We start from the raw sequence: 18,461 nt of genomic DNA, 5'->3' as shown, positions 1-18,461 counted from the left end.
TGTAAACTAGCTGTAAACAAACTGTCGACAAGCTAACCCTTTAGCTTCTCCATCAAATAGGCGCGTACATCGTCCTTTAAGTCGGGACGCTCCAACGCGAAGTCGATGATCGTCTTCAGGTAACCCAGCTTCTCGCCGGTATCGTAGCGGGTCCCGCGGAACTTATAGGCGTAAACCGATTCGTCGCGCATCAGACGATAGATCGCGTCGGTTAATTGAATTTCCCCGCCGGCGCCAACGTCCTGGTTTTCTAAGATAGCGAAGATAGCCGGTGTTAAAATATAACGGCCGATAATCGCAATGTTGGACGGAGCATAGTCCGGTGCCGGCTTCTCTACGACGCCGCGCACTCTCATAACCCGATCTCCATCGCCGCCCGAAGAATCCGGATCGACGATTCCGTATCTAGACACCTCGTCATCAGATACTTTTTTCACCGCGAGCACCGAGCCTTGGACTTTATCATAGACGTCCATCATTTGTTTGAGACAGGGCACATCGTCGGATTGAACAATGTCGTCGCCTAGAAGCACCGCGAACGGCTCATCGCCGATGAACTTACGGGCACACCAAATGGCGTGACCTAACCCGCGCGGCTCCTTCTGCCGAATATAGTGAATATCGATCAGATCGGAAGGCTTCTGCACCTCCGAGAGAAGGTCCAGCTTGCCTTTGGATAACAGGCTTTGCTCGAGCTCGTAAGAGCTGTCGAAATGATCCTCGATGGCGCGCTTGCCTTTGCCCGTTACGATGAGAATGTCTTCAATGCCCGACGCAACCGCTTCTTCGACGATATATTGAATTCCGGGCTTGTCGATAATCGGCAGCATTTCCTTGGGCATCGCTTTCGTGGCCGGAAGGAATCGCGTTCCCATTCCCGCTGCGGGTATGATGGCCTTGCGAATTCTCATGACTGGCATCCTCTCTAGACTTTCGGTACGAGATCCCCGGACTTCCGCGCAGACTCATTCGGAACGACCGGCAAACGTCCGACTCCAATGCATACGACGCCTTGCGCGTTAAGCGCTGCGGCGTCAAGCGCATTTCTTCCATCCATAATTATAGGGCGATTCATCCAAATTTTAAAGTCGTCCGCCTTAATCTGACGAAACTCTCGCCACTCGGTCACTAATATCGCCGCATCGGCACCCTTCAGAGCCTCTTCCGCGGAATCGCATATCTTTACGCTCGATGGCAGCAGCTTGCGCGCGGCGTGGTTAGCTTCCGGATCGTACGCGGTTAACGTAATTCCCGGATGACGCCGGCTAAGCTCCGCGATAAGACGCAGGGACGGGGCTTCGCGCATGTCGTCCGTCCCCGGCTTGAAGGCAAGGCCAAGAAGCGCAACTCTGCGGCGTCCAGGATCGGAGAGCGCTGCCTCCAGCTTGCGAACCATACGCAACGGAAGCATGGCGTTAGCGCGAACGGCCGCCTCCACAAGAGTTTGCGGCGCTCCCGCCTCATCAGCCATTCTTACGAGCGCGCGAGTATCCTTTGGAAGGCAGGATCCTCCGAATCCTAGTCCGGCGGCAAGAAAATGCGGACCGATCCGCGGATCCAATCCCAGCGAATGCGCTACGGAAGGATAATCCGCACCCGTCTGTTCCGCAAGCGCGGCGATCTCGTTAGCGAAGGAGATCTTTACCGCAAGGCATGCGTTCGCGGCTAGCTTCGCAAGCTCCGCGCTCCGGCGATCCGTTGCCAGAATCGGACCCGGCAACCTTTGATGCAGCTGCGTTAACCGTTCCTCCGCATCAACCGAGGCGGTTCCGATCACGATTCGCGAAGGCTCGAAAAAGTCCCGCACCGCGCTCCCTTCCCTCATGAATTCGGGAATGGAAACCACGTCGACCAAGCAATTGTCCGGAAGACGACTCCTCAGCCTCAATTCCACTCTCTCCGCCGTACCGACGGGAACGGTGCTCTTTATCGCAATCATTCGTCTAATATCCGTATCCGGCCACGCCTCGATTTGGTCGATTACCGACCAGAGAGCCGCAAGAGACATCTCGCCCGTGTCGCCGGAGGGAGTGCCGACCGTAATAAATAAAAGCTCCACGTCATTCAGAAGCTTGGAGGGATTATGTCCGAAGGTAAGCCGCCCGGCGGACGTATTTCGAAGGACCAACGCCTCCAAGCCCGGTTCGTGGTAGGGGATGCTTCCCCGGGATAATAGAGCGATCTTCCCCGTATCGATATCCACGCAATGGACCGAGTGCCCAAGATCCGCAAACCCCGCTCCTGTAGCCAGCCCCACGACACCTGCTCCTACGATTGCCATTTTCATGGATTGCGCCTCCTCTATGTCTACCGCTCGCTATAACGCGGATTTGCTTTGTTCCGATTGTAGCACCGGATTGAAAACGAACTTCGATGTTTGTGTTAGAGGGAGGTAAATTATCCGGCAGGCAGCAAGATAAAAAAGAGACCGTCTCCTACTTGCTCTAGGAAACGGCTCCCTCTTACCGGTTACTTCACCAATTGACCGCGAGTGACCCCGAGTTGATTGATGGCTTTAAGCTTACGCCATACTTCCGTACCGCCGATCTTGCCGTCGATGGCTGCGCGGTAGAGCGTCAGGACCTCGCGCACTTTGTCGGCGGGTTCTTCCAGGAACTCGACACGGTAAGACCGTACGCCAAGCTCCATGAACGTGCTCAGGTACTCCGCGCCGGATTGCTCGATCGCGTTGTACACCGTGTTCCGGCATCCTTCATCTACGCGAACGGGATGGGACATCCCGATCCGGTCCTGCAACGATGCCCGCTTCTCCTCGCACGGACGTCCGCAGTTGGTGTAATCCGTTCCTTCGCTCATGAAGGTGCAGTACACGCAATGCTCCGTATGGAACATAGGCATATGCTGGTGGATGACCATCTCCAACCGGGAGGTATCGGCACGGCGAAGCATGTCGACCATCTGCTGAATGTTCAAATCATAGGATGGAGTGACCCAATCGCACCCCGCTTCGCGGAAAAGATTAACGGTCTTATGGTTCGCCACGTTCAGCGAGAAATCGCCGATCAGAAGCGGATGCTCGGCATCCGGCTTCTCCATGCGTTCCTTCAAATAATAGTAAAGAGCGCCCGTATTGCGGACGAGCACGGCATCCGGCTTCAGGTTCAAGATATTGCGGTGATACCCGTTCTCTCCCGGCATATGAATGCGCGGGGTAACGAGCGCGATACGTTTGCCCGCTTCGCGGCAGACGGCAATCGCGTCCGGAAACTGCTTGATGAATTCGAAGTCCGCATAGACGAGCGATATGTCCGTCTGGACGACGGCTTTTACCTGCTCGAGCGTCCGGCAGAGAGCCGTCATCTCCACTTCGCTCGGCTGTACGGAGACGTCATGATCGGCTGTAAACGAATCCGCGTATTCATCCACTTGACGCTTAATGTATTTCGGAGGCTGCTCCCGAAGGATCTCCAGCTGTTCCGCTGCCTCCCGGCGCATCCGGTTCAATTCGCGCATTGGAACGATAACTTCGCCTTTAAGAGCAACTTCCAACTGATCCAAATAGTAAAGCGTCCCGCCCAATCGGCCGAGCTGCTCTTGAAGTACTTCTTGACCGAGCGGGCGTTTTTCCGCGCGCTCCAACGGAATTTCGGATTCCACGGCTACCGTCGTACCTTTGCCGATATCCGTCCAGATCGTACGCAATGGCAAACCTTCTTGTCCGAACACCGATACGGCAAGCGGGAACGTCCGATAAGGCTTCTCCGTCTCATAGCTGCTGCGGAGCCTTCTATCCAAAGCTGGATCGCTTGTTTTCCAGATCCGGTCTCCCTCATGGATCCGGTTCAGATCCACGTCGTTCCTACCCGGAACGATCTCGATGAGCTCGCCCTCGGCCGCTTCGCCTTCCAGCTTCACGCCCGAGTCGCGAACGTCGTACACCCGTCCGCCTTCTTCTTTTTTCGTCGGATCCCCCGCATCGAAAACAATTCCGTCTCCGCGCTTAAGCGGGGCTTCCAATCGACAGACGACCGCATCGCGAAGGATTTTCTCTACGGTACCGAGGTAGACTCCCCGACTCTTCGGGAAAGTTCCTTCCACGAGCTGCTTATTGTTCGTACCGTCCAGGAATCCGTGCGTGAATCCCCTGGAGAAGCTTTGCTGCAGCTCCCGAACTTCTTCCTTCGAAGGCTCGGACTCGTCGCCGCCGAAGTATTTGTCGATCTCTTTGCCATACTTGCTTACGACGTTCGCCACGTACTCGGGGCTTTTCAGACGCCCTTCTATCTTGAAAGAGGTAACCCCTGCTTCGATTAATTCCGGAACGATGTCGATGGCTGCGAGATCCTTAGGAGAGAGTAGATAAGCGATGTCCCCCATCGGCTGATGCACGCCGTCCACCATCAGATCGTATGGCAAACGGCAAGCCTGCGCGCACTCCCCGCGATTGGCGGAACGTCCTCCCCATACCTCGGAGGTCAAGCATTGTCCGGAATAGGAAACGCAGAGAGCGCCATGCACGAACACTTCCATCGGAAGCTTCGCCTGATCGCCGATCTTCTGGATTTGCTTCAGATTGTTTTCCCGGCCGAGAACGACCCTCTCCAGAGCGAATGGCTTCGTAAACTCGACAGCCTCGGGAGAGGTGATCGTCATCTGCGTCGAGCCGTGGATCGGGAAGTCCGGCGAGATCTCCCTAATCATTTTCACTAGGCCAAGATCCTGAACGATAACCGCATCCACGCCCGCGTCGATACAAGCCTCGATAAGCTTGCGCGCCTCAGGAAGCTCGTCCTCGAATACGAGGATATTAAAGGTTAGGAAACCTTTCACTCCGTACTTGTGCAAGAAACCCATGATCTCCGGAAGCTCATTCGTTTGAAAATTGCGAGCGCGAGCCCGGGCGTTAAACTTCTCCACGCCGAAGAAAACAGCGTCCGCTCCGTTCGCGACCGCCGCCCGCATGCATTCCCAGTCCCCTGCCGGTGCCAACAACTCAATATCTTCACGCCTCAAGGCGTTCTTGTCCGTCATTAGTGCGTACCCTCCAAACCGCGTCTTTATGCGGCAATCTTCTCCTGCTAGTATACCAAAGTCCGCGCTAAGGGGCCAAGAAAAGCGGAAAACCGCCCTCCGGAGGAAGATCCCTCCAAAGGGCGGCCTGAGTCTGCCGCTTACTTGCTCGTGAACTGGAATGAATTTATCGCGGCATTGAAATGATTACGATTCATCTCGGTGCCGCTAAAATCGTTCATGCTGCCTTGAATCAAGTATACTTTACCTTTATTCTCGAAGAGATATGATGTAATTCGCATATTGCTGTAGGTAGAAGATATTTCATACTTTGTCGCATTAACGCCCGCAAACGTTACGTTCGTCTTAGAATCTACCTTATATTCTCTAATCTCAAAACCCGTTTCCATCGACTCCTGAAGCTCACTTAGCGATGATTCCGGGTCAATCCCTATATAGATATCCAACCCGTAACCTGAGAACAGAATACTCCCGGACTCCATGTCCGTAAGTCCCTTTGTCCAATACTTAGGTACCGTTATGCTGAATTCGTCCGTTTTGCTCGTTTTGGTAACCAAGGCTTGGTAGTCCGCCGTATCATTCGGATCGGGGATCTCCCCAAAGGACTTCTCGATCACGGAGAAATCAACCTTCATTCCATGCAGGATCTCCTCCAGAACGCCTTTTACCTCATCCGTGTCTTTGTCTTTATCTTCGAACGTGTAGTTGAGATAATACTTGTTATTACCCTTAATGGCGTAAACCTCGTATTCGCTCCACCAGGTTTCTTTATCGTAAGTATAGGAATACTCCACTAATGTCGCCGGAATACCATTCCACGTAATAGCGGTCGTGATCGGATCCTTCTGATAAGTCTGCACGATCTGATCTTTATAAAATTGAAGCTTGCGCTTGATTAAATCTTCCAGCGTATCCCCCGGCTTAATAGAATTCACCTGGAACATAAGGGAAGTACTATCTGGGCCGTAAAAATAAGGATTCGTATCCTCCGTATCTTCGGACCATTCTTTAGGAAGATGAATTTTCAGTCCATAATCTTTATTCTCGAACACGACTTTGCCATTTATTATTCGCGCCAAATCTTTAAGCGATTTGTTAGACGAATCGTATTTAGGTTGGAAGCTGTCAAGCAGACCGGCATGCTGGTTCAATTCCGAAGCCGACTTGGCTTGCTTGCCGAATACGACCGTATAAAAATAACCGTTTGCTTGGATTCCCCGATACTCGTAAAAGAAATCGTATTGTTTCGTAACGATTCGCTCGAACGATCCGCCAGAACGCGTAATTGTTTTTACGTCGACAATCGTTTCATCATCTTCCATGTTTTCTTTAATAAGGTCGCGTTTATCCTCGACGTCTAATGGATCTTCAGCCTCCATTATGCTGATCGCCATGTAGTAATCGCCCTTCACGTCGCTGAAGGATATCCATTCTCCATTAGTAAATTGAACATCTTGCACCAGTCCGGTAGGATAATTCATCGACCATTTATAATGGCTATCTCCGATTTGGGACTTGCCGGAGTCCGTATCGATCCCCGACTGAGAGCCTGTACTGTCTGAAGCTACCGTCGCTTTTATGACGATTTCTTTAGTCTTGGCATCGATAGCTTGTTTCGCTCCGAAGGTTTTAACGAGGATCGTCAGAGGAACCATCGTAACCCCTTGTTTATTGACCGGAGCTGCCGCCAGCGTCACTTTTTTGCCGTCGATGGTCGCCGATTTGCTGCCTAGGGTCAGAACTACGATATGCTTCTCGTATGTTAACGTAATGATTTTATTATTCTTTAATTGCACCTTCGCTCCGAAGCCTTTCGTATTCGTGAATACGCTTAGCGGAACCATGACATTGCCGGCGGATTTGAACGGAGGCTGGACTTTAACGGCTGCTCCGTTGATTTTCATCTGATTGCTCCCAACCTTTACGCGAACTTCAAGGCTGGTTCCGCTTTCCGCGGAAGAAACAGGAATGGCGGCAAGAACGAACAAAACCGCCGCCAGCAATAAAGCGACCAAACCTTTGCCTTTTAAACGAATGAATGCTGACATGATTGTGTACTCCCCTCGACGTTACGATGATGTTTAATTCGCTAGGCTTTCGGATAAAACAAGCTTCTTGGTAATCAAATCTCCATCGGATAACAGAGTCACGTCAACGGTTTGGCCTGGCAAATGCGCCTTCAACAGCTCATTAAGCTCTACGGCCGATGCTACTTGCTTCCCGTTAACGGAATAGAGTTGATCTCCTGCCTTGACTCCCGCTTTGCCCGCATTGGCGGAGGATACCGCTATGACTGTCATCGGTTCTTCCGTAGGAAGTCCCACGACCGCCGACCAGCTTTCCTCCAGCTCCAAGCCCAAGGATGGACGCTTGACCTTGCCGTATTTATAGAAATGATCCAGAACGTACTGTACGGTATCGGCTGGAATCGCAAAGCCCATGCTATCAATATCGACGTCCACGAACTTCATGGAGTTAATGCCTACGACCTCGCCTTTCAAATTCACCAACGGACCGCCGCTATTTCCCGGATTAATGGCGGCATCCGTCTGCAGCAAGTTATAGTCGGACGTTACCGAACGATTCATCCCGCTAATAACCCCAACCGTTGCCGTGTTGCGAAGGGAAAATGACACCGGTGTTCCGATGGCAATAACAGACTCTCCTACCTGCACTTTAAACGGATTTGAAGCTAACTTGGCTATTTTCAGTTTCGTTGCGTTAATCTTCACCAACGCAAGATCGCTCGTGTAATCGATTTGCTTGCGGGTTCCCGCATACTCTTTGCCGTCCGCCGTCACGACAACGATCTTGTCCATATCTTTGACGACATGGGCATTCGTAACGATCCAGCCGTCGCTCTTCACGATTACCCCGGTACCATGAGCAAGCGAAAATCGGTTGCTTGAATGCTCATCCGCGGGTTTGCCGATGATGGCTACGACCGAGGGGGAAACCTTCTTAATGACATCCGGTATGATCGAATTTGGCGAATAGGTATATTTCTTGGTTGAAGAGTTATACGTACCCGTTCCTCCGATTTGGGACAACAGGGATGCTGCTTTCACATACACTTCGCCATCAATTACTTTGGCGTCTATTGCCACGCTATTTCCCGCAGCCGCTGCCCCCAGCGTTCCGCCCAAAGCCAAAAATGCCGATATCACGATGCCTAGCATCCAATTTCGACGATTTCTCTTTCTCAACTCGTCTCTCTCCCAACATCATCTAATACAAAATAGGTTATCTTTTCCATGTATTTATATCGGCACCTCAACTTGAAGTTATTAGGGGAATATTAAAAAAAAAAAAGGGCCGAGAGCAAAAGCTCTCGACCCATTCGCGTTACATGGATTCTTTTACCAACCGCTAACCATTTTGTAATCGGCAATCAAAAATACGAGAAGCGCAACGGTTGAAAATCCGATCGCCAGCACGTTTTTGCGAGGCCTTTGCATTAACAAACGTACCAATCCTATGGCGATGAGAACCGTGAATATAACCATAAAGATATCGAAGTTTGTGTACGTGCTCTCTACAGCCGCCTCCGTTACCGGTACTGTCTCAGCGAAATACATAAAGGGGACCTCCTTTATCGACCTAATGAACCCATCTTCATCTATGTTAGCTTCTGGACGCCCGGCTTGCAAGTCCGAAGTTCATGCCGTAACAACTTTGTCACACATTTAACCTAAAAGCCGAGAAGTCCCGCACCTCTAAACACTACCATACTCACGTAGTGAGCGTGAAGGTGGGGGATGAATCGGTGCATGTAGATTTTGGTTTGTCGACAAAAAAGCGAACAAATATTCCCCTATTTGTGGTATAATCTACCTAAGGGGTGATCACATGAATAAAGCTTATCGGTTCCGAATTTATCCCTCAACAGAGCAGTTGGCGATGATTCGTAAGACGTTTGGCTGTGTTCGGTTTCTCTACAATCAGATGCTGGCAGAACGTCAGACGAAGGTTGAACGATACAAAGACGATAAAGAACAGCTGAAGCAGCAGAGGTACCGGACACCGGCTGGATTCAAGAACGAGTTCGACTGGCTGCGAGAAGTAGACAGCCTCGCGCTGTGCAATGCGGAGTTGAACCTGAAGACGGCCTTCCGGAACTTCTTCCGTGACAAGCGCCTCGGGTATCCGAAGTTCAAAAGTCGGAAAAACCCGGTTCAGAGCTACACGACCAACAATCAAAATGGGACGGTTCGAATTGCAGAAGACGGGAAACATGTCCGTGTCCCTAAACTTGGGTGTATCCGAATTAAGCTCCACCGACAGATTCCAGATGGACATGCCATCAAATCAGCGACAATCAGCCGTAACCCAAGTGGGAAATACCATATATCCATACTGACAGAATACAAGGCAAACTTGGAGCTTTTCATCCCCCGCCTTGAAAGCGTACTGGGTCTGGACTACAGTTCACCGTCGCTGTACATCGACCACATGGGCACATCCGCAGACTATCCGAAATATTTCCGCCAGATGGAAGCCCGGCTGAAAAGAGAACAGAGAATACTCTCCAGAAGGAAAAAGGGTGGCTCAAACTGGCAGAAACAAAAACTTCGGGTAGCCCGGCTCCATGAGAAGATATCCAACCAGCGGAAAGATTTCCTGCACAAAGAGAGTAGACGGTTAGTTGAAGCATGGGATGCAGTAGCTGTGGAAGATCTAAACATGAAAGCGATGTCCCGAACGTTTTCCCTCGGAAAAGCAACGATGGATAACGGAAACGGAATGTTCAGAGCATTCCTCAGCTACAAACTGACCGAACGAGGAAAACCGCTTGTTCGGATCGACAAATGGTTTCCTTCCAGCAAACGCTGCAGAGCATGCGGAACGATCAACACGGGACTGATGCTGAAGGATCGCGTTTGGGTATGTGACGGTTGTGGCACCACCCATCAGAGGGATGAAAATGCTGCCGGAAACATACGGGACGAAGGGATTAGAATACTAGGCATTGCATAGATGAATAGAGAACCGCCGGGCTGGCGGGGATCGCCCAGTAATGATATTCTGTTAACAGGTATGTCCTGGGAAGCCCCCACTTCTATAAGTGATGGGAGCATGTCACCAATCTACTATAAGTAGGGATTACAAATAGTATCAGTAACTTTTATGGATCGTATTCCCGTATCCTCATTGTCCCCCCGTGTAAACTATGATACGATTTAAACACTATTCAAACAAAGGGTATCGGAATTGATTGATATCCCGACGAGGGGAGTCGCAATAAATGGCTTACGAAGCGGTGTGGATGGATCGCGATCCGTCCAAGTTGAATAAATTCGAGTTCTATAAGATGGAGAAAGACGGCCTTGATATTATTCGGGATATCGTCGAGAAATACTCCAAGGAGGGCTTCGCTTCCATTCCTCAGGAGGATTTCAACCTGTTCAAATGGGCGGGCGTCTATCAGCAAAAGCCGAACACCGGCCATTTTATGATGCGTATCCGTATTCCCGGCGGCGTTCTTACGTCTGCTCAAGCACGGGTGCTTGCTCAAATCGGACGCGATTACGGACGCGATCTAATCGACGTTACCACGCGTCAAGCCATTCAATATCACTGGTTGGAAATCGAGCATATGCCGGACATCTTCAACCGTCTGGAAGCCGTCGGCATGTCCGCTTTCGAAGCGTGCGGCGACTGTCCCCGTACGATCGTCGGCAATCCGCTTGCCGGAATCGACCCTAACGAGCTGTTCGACACGACTCCTTGGGTGGATGAGCTTGAGCGCTTCTTCCTTGGCAACCGCGACTTCTCCAACCTGCCCCGGAAATATAAAATGTCCGTATCCACCAATATTTATAACAGCGCGAACGCGGAGATCCAATGCTTATCGTTCACGCCTGCTTCGAAAATCATCGACGGCCAAGAGGTGCTGGGCTTCCATGTCATGGTAGGCGGCGGATTGTCCGCTAAGCCGCATCTTGCCCGCCGGTTGGATATGTTCGTTAGACCCGAAGAGATGCTTAAAGTAGCTATCGGCGTAACCACTCTATTCCGCGACCATGGATACCGCGAAAAGCGCCACTACGCGCGCTTGAAATACCTCGTAGCCGAATGGGGCATCGAGAAATTCCAGGAGGAGCTGATCAAGCTGATCGGCGAAATGCCTTCCTTGGGCGACGATCGCACGGTTGGCTGGAACGCTGCCTACTTCGACGGCGTACATCCTCAGAACGCGCCCGGCCTTAATTATGTTGGCCTGAACGTTCCCGTAGGACGCACGAACAGCGATGAATTCGATCTTCTTGCCGACTACGCGGACAAATACGGCGACGGAACGATTCGTACGACCGTTTCGCAGAACGTCATGCTAACCGGCGTGCCGGACGATCAAGTACAGGCCTTGCTGAGTGAACCGTTGCTTCAACGTTTGAACCCGAATCCGAACCGCTTCATGAGCCGGACGGTTTCTTGCACGGGTAACGAGTTCTGCAACCTTGCCATCGTCGAAACCAAAGAATACGCTCGCCGCGTGGCTTTGTACCTTGATGAACACGTACAATTGGATGAGCCGGTACGCATTCACTTCATCGGTTGCCCGAACAGTTGCGGACAGAAGCATGTAGCCGATATCGGCCTGCAAGGTTCATTGGTGAAAACACCAGAAGGCATGGTCGATGCTTACGACATCGCGGTCGGCGGCACGCTCGGCCCTGGCGCCAAATATAACACGGCTTTGAAAGGCCGCGTCAAAAGCACGGACGTACCTAACGTCCTGGAGCAACTCATTAATTTCTACAAGGATTCCCGTCAGTCCGACGAAAGCTTCCACCAGTTTGTGGAGCGCGTAGGCATCGAGACGATGCAAGGCAAATTAACTGAAATCCTTTCCGTTGCATCCTAAGGACTAATACCGAAGACCTCCCGCTTGCCGGGGGTTCTTTTTTTTCAGGAAAAGGACTTAAACAGAGAAGGATTTCCCATACTATGATCAAAAAACTGGAGGAATCCACATGCACGAGGAGTCGTTCTCTTTAGCTGCATTGCAGCCGGAGGAAGTCGAAGAAATCAAGGAAATGGAGCTGAGGATGTCGGAGAAGGTAGGTCATCCTATCAGCTTGATCGCTTACCAAGCGGACTTGGCCAATAACGGAAAACCAGATTAGAAATGATGGCCCAAAGAATGGAAAATGATTTGTTGTCCATACTAGTGGGGAATCCATCAATTGGGAGGAACCCCCTATGAAGAACAGACTGTCGGCGCTCCTCGCGCTTATCTTGTTAACGATCAGCGTACCGGCTCTCGCCTTGGCCGAGCCCACGCCTGCGCCCGTTCCCGCGCCGAAAGGAGGACATTTTCACGAGCAAAGGTCTCCGCTCGACTGGAAGTCCTATCCCGCGGACATCCAAGCTCTTAAAGGGCAATTGGATCAGATTAGAACCGAGCAGAAGGGCTTGTTCGAACAGATGAAATCGCAGAACGAAACCATTCGCGAGGTTCGCAAGACGCTTTCGCCGGATAAACAAAAAACGCTAATCAAGCCGGCAAAACAGCTTATCAACCAAATGAAAGCTTCGCGAAACGAGATTCGCTCTCTACGCAGTCAGAAGCATGAAGCCTGGGATAGCTTTCATGAGCATGCCGAAGGGAAACAGTGGAGCTCCGCGAAAAGCGACTTGCAGACAATCATTAAGCAGAAGCAGCAGATTCTCGAGAAGCAGCGGACTATCGTGAAACTGCAAAAGCAGTTAATCACGCTAATTAATCCCTCGCAACAATCTCACGTCCATATCGGCGACTAGAATCGAGGAATAAAAGAAAAGACGAATCTCCCCTTTGCGAAGGAAGGAGATTCGTCTTTTTTACTTAAATGTTGGGAATTTGTTTACACTTTCGTTAATGCCGCTTCCGTCCTCACGCGATCGCGTTCCAGAACGGGACCTAAATACTTGCCCGTATAGGAGCCGGCTACCTTGGAAACATCCTCCGGCGTGCCGGTAGCCACGATCGTTCCGCCGCCGTTTCCGCCTTCGGGACCGAGGTCCACGAGATAGTCCGCCGTCTTGATGACATCCAGGTTATGCTCGATAACGAGCACGCTCTCTCCGGAGTCTACCAGGCGATGCAGCACTTGCAGCAGCCGGTCGATATCGTCCACGTGAAGACCCGTTGTCGGTTCATCAAGAATGTAGAGCATCTTACCCGTGCTGCGCCGATAGAGCTCAGCTGCGAGCTTCACGCGTTGGGCCTCGCCCCCGGACAGGGTTGTTGCCGGCTGTCCAAGATCCATGTAGCCCAAGCCGACATCCATCAAGGTCTGCATCTTCCGGTGAATCCGCGGAATGTTGACGAAGAACTCGGTCGCGTCCTCGATCGTCATCTCAAGCACTTCGGAAATGCTCTTGCCTTTGTACTTCACTTCCAGCGTCTCGCGGTTGTACCTCTTTCCTTTGCAAATCTCGCAAGGGACGTATACGTCCGGCAAGAAGTGCATCTCGATCTTGATGATTCCGTCTCCCTTGCACGCTTCGCAGCGTCCGCCCTTGACGTTGAAGCTGAACCGGCCCTTCTTATAGCCGCGTACTTTGGACTCGTTCGTCATCGCGAATACGTCGCGGATATCATCGAACACTCCGGTGTAGGTAGCCGGGTTGGACCGCGGCGTACGTCCGATCGGAGATTGATCGATGTCGATCACTTTCTCCAGATGCTCAAGGCCGTTGAATTCCTTGTGCGCTCCCGGTCTTGTCTTCGCCCTGTTCAAATCCCGCGCAAGCGTCTTGTACAGGATTTCGTTGACTAGCGTCGACTTACCCGATCCCGAAACGCCGGTGACGGCGGTAAAGACCCCGAGAGGAAACTTGGCGTTCAGATTTCTGAGGTTGTTTTCCTTGGCGCCTTTAATCTCCAACCATCTGCCGTCAGGCTTGCGTCTCTCCACGGGGACGGGGATAAACTTGCGACCACTCAGATAAGCGCCGGTCAGCGATTTCTCGTTAGCCATCACTTGTTCCGGGGTGCCTTCCGCGATGACCATTCCACCGTGCACGCCCGCTCCAGGTCCGATATCGATGATCCAATCCGCGGCCATCATCGTATCTTCGTCATGCTCGACGACGATAAGCGTATTTCCAAGATCGCGCATATGGTTAAGCGTCTGGATCAGCCTGTCATTATCCCGCTGATGTAATCCGATGCTTGGCTCGTCAAGAATATAAAGTACGCCCATGAGGCTAGAACCGATCTGGGTCGCGAGCCGGATCCGCTGCGCTTCTCCGCCGGAAAGCGTTCCGGCAGCGCGCGACAGCGTCAGATAATTCAAACCTACGTTCACGAGGAAGCCGAGTCGATTATTAATCTCCTTAAGAATTAGGCTTGCGATGGCCTTTTCCTTCTCGCTTAGTTCAAGTCCGGAGAAAAACTTCTGCGCTTCGCCAATCGACAAGGAGGTCACGTACGAGATATTCTCCTTGCCGATCGTAACGGCCAGAGATTCCTTCTTCAAGCGTTGTCCTTTGCATTTGCCGCACGGCTTCGCGCTCATGTAGACTTCGATGAACTCGCGAATGCCCTCCGAGCCGGTTTCCCGGTAACGGCGCTCCAGGTTATGAACGACGCCTTCGAAAGGAACCTGTGCGTCGCGGGTGTGGCCGAATTCGTTCTCGTAGCGGAAACGAATTCTCTCCCCGCCCGTTCCGTACAGAATGACCTGCATTTGCTTATCGTTAATCTCTTCGACAGGCACGTCAGTCGGGATACCGTAATGGGAGCATACGGCATTCAGAAATTGCGGGTAGTAGTTGGACGTGCTTCCCGCCCATGCCTCGAAAGCTCCGTCATCGATGCTCTTGCTGCGGTCCGGGATAAGCAGGTCGGGATCGACGACCATCTTCACGCCAAGACCGTCACATTCCGGACAAGCTCCGTAAGGGGAGTTGAACGAGAACATCCGGGGTGCCAGCTCATCTATGGAGAAACCGCATTCCGGACAAGCCAGATTGGAGTTAAACATGAGTTCTTCTTTGTCTATGATATCCACGATGATCTGCCCGCCGGAAAGCTTCAAGCCGGTCTCCAAGGAATCGGCAAGCCTGGAGGCTACGTCATCTTTGACCACGATGCGATCCACGACGACTTCGATGGAATGCTTCTTATTCTTCTCGAGCTCGATGGTATCGGATAGATCCCGAATTTCGCCGTTGACGCGCACCCGCACGAAACCTTGCTTCTGGATATCCGCGAGAAGCTTGGTATGCTCGCCTTTGCGACCCGAGACGATAGGCGCCAGTATCTGAAGGCGCGTCCTTTCGGGATACTCCATAATGCGATCGACCATTTGCTCTACCGTCTGCGAAGTGATCTCGAGACCATGATCCGGACAATGCGGTTTTCCTACACGCGCGAACATCAAGCGCAAGTAATCGTAGATTTCCGTTACCGTACCCACGGTAGACCGCGGGTTTCTGCTGGTCGTCTTCTGATCGATGGAGATGGCCGGAGACAATCCGTCGATGGAATCCACGTCCGGTTTGTCCATCTGGCCGAGGAACTGCCTCGCGTATGCGGATAACGACTCCACGTATCTGCGTTGCCCTTCCGCGTAAATCGTATCGAACGCCAGCGAGGATTTACCGGAACCGGACAACCCCGTCAAGACGACGAATTTGTCGCGCGGGATCGTTACGTCGATATTTTTCAAGTTATGGGCGCGTGCGCCCTTGATCACGATTTTCTCGTTAGCCAAAGCTAAAAAGCCCCTTTCGCGACATGGCGGGAGGCTTCTCTCGAACAACCCGGCCGCAGTCGCACACAAATAGGAATGTGTGTTCCCGTTCATTATACAGAACTACGGCGGGTCATGCAAATGATTTGTAAATTAGTGTAACTCTCTAAGATGCCGCGGCTACATGCTCGCCTTGAGCTCCAGCAAAGCATCGCGAAGCTCGGCGGCGCGCTCGAACTGAAGGCTCTTCGCCGCTTCCTTCATCTCGAATTCCAACCGCTCGATGATGGATGCGCGATCCTTCTTCGACAGCTTGCTGAGATCCTCGGCCCCGGTCAGGTAGGTGCTCTTCGTCTCGGCGACTTTGGTCGCTTCGATCAAATCCCTGACTCTCTTCACGATCGTCTGCGGTGTAATGCCGTGTTTCTCGTTGTACGCGAGCTGTATCGTACGGCGACGATCGGTCTCGCCGATCGCCTTCTCCATGGAATCGGTTATTTTGTCCCCGTACATGATCACTCGGCCGCTGGAATTCCGCGCGGCTCTGCCGATCGTCTGAATGAGCGAACGTTCCGAACGAAGGAACCCTTCCTTGTCGGCGTCGAGTATCGCCACCAGCGATACTTCCGGCAAATCGAGACCTTCCCTGAGCAAGTTGATCCCGATAAGCACGTCGAACACGCCAAGACGCAGATCGCGCAAAATCGCCATCCGCTCCAGAGTCTTGATATCAGAATGGAGATAACGCACTTTGATTCCGACTTCCTTCATGTAATCGGTCAGGTCCTCGGACATTTTCTTCGTTAAGGTCGTCACGAGCACCCTCTCGTCCTTGGCGATCCGATCGCGAATCTCGCCGAGCAGGTCGTCGATCTGTCCCTTCGTCGGACGAATCTCGATAATGGGATCGATCAAACCTGTAGGACGAATGATCTGTTCCACGACGGTCGGACAATGCTCCAGCTCGTACGGACCCGGCGTAGCGGATACGAAGACGAGCTGCTTGGCCTTCTCTTCGAACTCCTCGAACCTCAAAGGCCGATTGTCCTTAGCGGACGGCAACCTAAAGCCATGGTCGACCAGCACGGATTTACGGGCTTGGTCGCCGTTATACATAGCGCGCAATTGTGGCAGCGTCACGTGGGACTCATCGATTACGATCATGTAATCATCCGGGAAAAAGTCCATCAACGTATACGGCGTCGCCCCGCGCTCGCGGAACGTCATCGGTCCGGAATAGTTCTCGATACCGGAGCAGAAGCCCATCTCGGCCATCATCTCCAGATCGTAACGGGTCCGTTGTTCCAGGCGTTGCGCTTCCAGAAGCTTGCCGGCGTCCCGCAACTCGACGAGTCTCTCTTCCAGCTCCCGTTCTATATTCACAAGCGCTCGCTTCATCTTCTCCTCGCCCGTCACGAAGTGGGATCCCGGGAAAATAACGACGTGATCCCGCTGGCCGGTAATCTCGCCCGTCAGGACGTCGATTTCCGTGATCCGTTCAATTTCGTCCCCGAACATCTCCACGCGGATCGCCGAATCTCCCCGCGATACCGGGAAAATCTCGATAACGTCCCCGCGTACGCGGAACGTTCCGCGCACGAAGTTCAAATCGTTCCGTTCGTATTGAATGTCGATCAGCCTATGAAGGATAGCGTTCCTCGACTTCTCCATCCCGACGCGCAAGCTCAGTCGCAAATCCCGGTATTCCTCCGGGGAACCGAGGCCATAGATGCAGGATACGCTCGCTACGATAATGACGTCCCGTCTCTCGAATAACGAGGCCGTGGAGGAATGTCGCATCTTATCGATCTCGTCGTTGATGCTAGAGTCTTTCTCGATGTAGGTATCGGTGGACGGAATGTAAGCCTCCGGCTGGTAGTAATCATAGTAACTTACGAAATATTCAACCGCATTCTCAGGGAAAAATTCCTTGAACTCGCTGCAAAGCTGCATCGCCAGCGTCTTGTTGTGCGCGATGATAAGCGTCGGCTTGTTTACCTTGGCGATCGTCTGCGCGATCGTGAACGTCTTCCCCGTGCCTGTCGCCCCGAGCAAGGTTTGATACCTCGCCCCAGCCGTTATCCCTTCCGCCAGTTGCTTGATCGCCCCCGGTTGGTCCCCATCCGGCTGATACTCCGATACCAGCTTGAAAGGTTTATCCGCTATATCCGATACGGACATGATCCATTTTCCCCCTCTCGACTCGCTCGTTATTCAGAATGTATGTTCTCATCTTCATCCATTATATCTTTATCCGTTAGCACCGTCAAAAGCAACAAGCAGCCGTAAACCAATAGGTTATCGAATGGCTGGACGACAAGGGGGTCCTCGTATACAGATTCCCCGCTTACGACAACGCGATCAAGATGGGCGCCAAGCTCGTCGTTCGCGAATCGCAGAATTCGTCCGTATTTGCGTAGTCCAAACTAATTGGGTGCTCGGAGTCGGCGCGGTGGGGCGTTGTTGGCTTTAGTCTAACTAATTGGGTGCTCGGAGTCGGCTCGGAGGGAGGTTGCTCGGAGTCGGCGCAGAGGGCCGTAGTTAGCTTTAGTCAAACTAATTGGGTGCTCGGAGTCGCGCGGTGGGGCGTAGTTGGCTTTAGTCTAATTAATTGGGTGCTCGGAGTCGCATCGGAGGGTCGTAGTTAGCTTTAGTCTTAACTAAATGGGTGCTCGGAGTCGCGCGGTGGGGCGTAGTTGGCTTTAGTCTTAACTAAATGGGTGCTCGGAGTCGCGCGGTGGGGCGTAGTTGGCTTTAGTCTAATTAATTGGGTGCTCGGAGTCG

General features: G+C 52.3%; 13 protein-coding genes. 5 read left to right on the top strand and 8 right to left on the bottom strand.

Annotated features, from left to right (window positions below; translation table 11 throughout):
• Positions 1-32: 32 nt before the first annotated feature.
• The 6 genes from galU to E2980_RS06750 form a co-directional block, all read right to left on the bottom strand.
• Entirely contained in the window at positions 33-911 is an 879-nt protein-coding gene (galU, locus tag E2980_RS06775; RefSeq protein WP_135151377.1) for a UTP--glucose-1-phosphate uridylyltransferase GalU, read from the bottom strand.
• 14 nt (positions 912-925) lie between these two features.
• On the bottom strand, positions 926-2,287 hold the full coding sequence (locus E2980_RS06770; protein ID WP_135151376.1) for a UDP-glucose dehydrogenase family protein: 1,362 nt from the start codon (positions 2,285-2,287) through the stop codon (positions 926-928).
• A 182-nt stretch (positions 2,288-2,469) separates the two neighbouring features.
• The gene (locus tag E2980_RS06765) at positions 2,470-4,992 is read right to left on the bottom strand and encodes a U32 family peptidase (RefSeq protein WP_135151375.1); all 2,523 of its coding nucleotides are present in this window, start codon (positions 4,990-4,992) and stop codon (positions 2,470-2,472) included.
• 140 nt (positions 4,993-5,132) lie between these two features.
• Positions 5,133-7,040: a stalk domain-containing protein gene (locus tag E2980_RS06760; protein WP_135151374.1), complete on the bottom strand. Its 1,908-nt coding sequence runs from the start codon at positions 7,038-7,040 to the stop codon at positions 5,133-5,135.
• A 33-nt stretch (positions 7,041-7,073) separates the two neighbouring features.
• Positions 7,074-8,198, bottom strand: coding sequence for a S1C family serine protease (locus tag E2980_RS06755; protein WP_240702913.1), 1,125 nt, complete (start codon positions 8,196-8,198; stop codon positions 7,074-7,076).
• A gap of 153 nt (positions 8,199-8,351) precedes the next feature.
• Positions 8,352-8,570: a hypothetical protein gene (locus E2980_RS06750; protein WP_135151373.1), complete on the bottom strand. Its 219-nt coding sequence runs from the start codon at positions 8,568-8,570 to the stop codon at positions 8,352-8,354.
• A gap of 271 nt (positions 8,571-8,841) precedes the next feature.
• Here E2980_RS06750 and E2980_RS06745 point away from each other — a divergent pair, with 271 nt between their 5' ends.
• From E2980_RS06745 to E2980_RS06735, 4 genes are all read left to right on the top strand, one after another.
• Complete coding sequence (locus E2980_RS06745) at positions 8,842-9,969, top strand: RNA-guided endonuclease TnpB family protein (protein ID WP_135151372.1); 1,128 nt, start codon at positions 8,842-8,844, stop codon at positions 9,967-9,969.
• A 268-nt stretch (positions 9,970-10,237) separates the two neighbouring features.
• A complete protein-coding gene (locus E2980_RS06740) occupies positions 10,238-11,857 on the top strand; it encodes a nitrite/sulfite reductase (protein WP_135151371.1) in 1,620 nt (539 codons plus the stop codon).
• A 109-nt stretch (positions 11,858-11,966) separates the two neighbouring features.
• On the top strand, positions 11,967-12,119 hold the full coding sequence (locus E2980_RS24115) for a hypothetical protein (protein WP_167747013.1): 153 nt from the start codon (positions 11,967-11,969) through the stop codon (positions 12,117-12,119).
• A gap of 76 nt (positions 12,120-12,195) precedes the next feature.
• Positions 12,196-12,756 (top strand): hypothetical protein, encoded by a 561-nt coding sequence (locus E2980_RS06735; protein WP_135151370.1) that lies wholly within the window; start codon positions 12,196-12,198, stop codon positions 12,754-12,756.
• A gap of 83 nt (positions 12,757-12,839) precedes the next feature.
• Here the strand turns inward: E2980_RS06735 and uvrA are convergent, their stop codons facing one another.
• Both uvrA and uvrB read right to left on the bottom strand, forming a co-directional pair.
• Positions 12,840-15,698 (bottom strand): excinuclease ABC subunit UvrA, encoded by a 2,859-nt coding sequence (gene uvrA / locus E2980_RS06730; RefSeq protein ID WP_135151369.1) that lies wholly within the window; start codon positions 15,696-15,698, stop codon positions 12,840-12,842.
• Positions 15,699-15,857: 159 nt separating this feature from the next.
• Positions 15,858-17,858 carry an excinuclease ABC subunit UvrB gene (gene uvrB, locus E2980_RS06725; protein WP_135151368.1) on the bottom strand — a complete coding sequence of 667 codons (2,001 nt, stop codon included), beginning with the start codon at positions 17,856-17,858 and terminating at the stop codon, positions 15,858-15,860.
• Between the two features lie 119 nt (positions 17,859-17,977).
• On the opposite strand from uvrB, the gene E2980_RS25085 reads away from it, so the two are divergent.
• On the top strand, positions 17,978-18,097 hold the full coding sequence (locus E2980_RS25085; protein ID WP_135151400.1) for an SPFH domain-containing protein: 120 nt from the start codon (positions 17,978-17,980) through the stop codon (positions 18,095-18,097).
• Positions 18,098-18,461 lie beyond the last annotated feature (364 nt).

This window comes from Cohnella luojiensis, from assembly GCF_004564235.1.
GTDB classification, from domain to species: domain Bacteria; phylum Bacillota; class Bacilli; order Paenibacillales; family Paenibacillaceae; genus Cohnella; species Cohnella luojiensis.
This window is presented reverse-complemented; position numbering and strand designations above follow the sequence as displayed.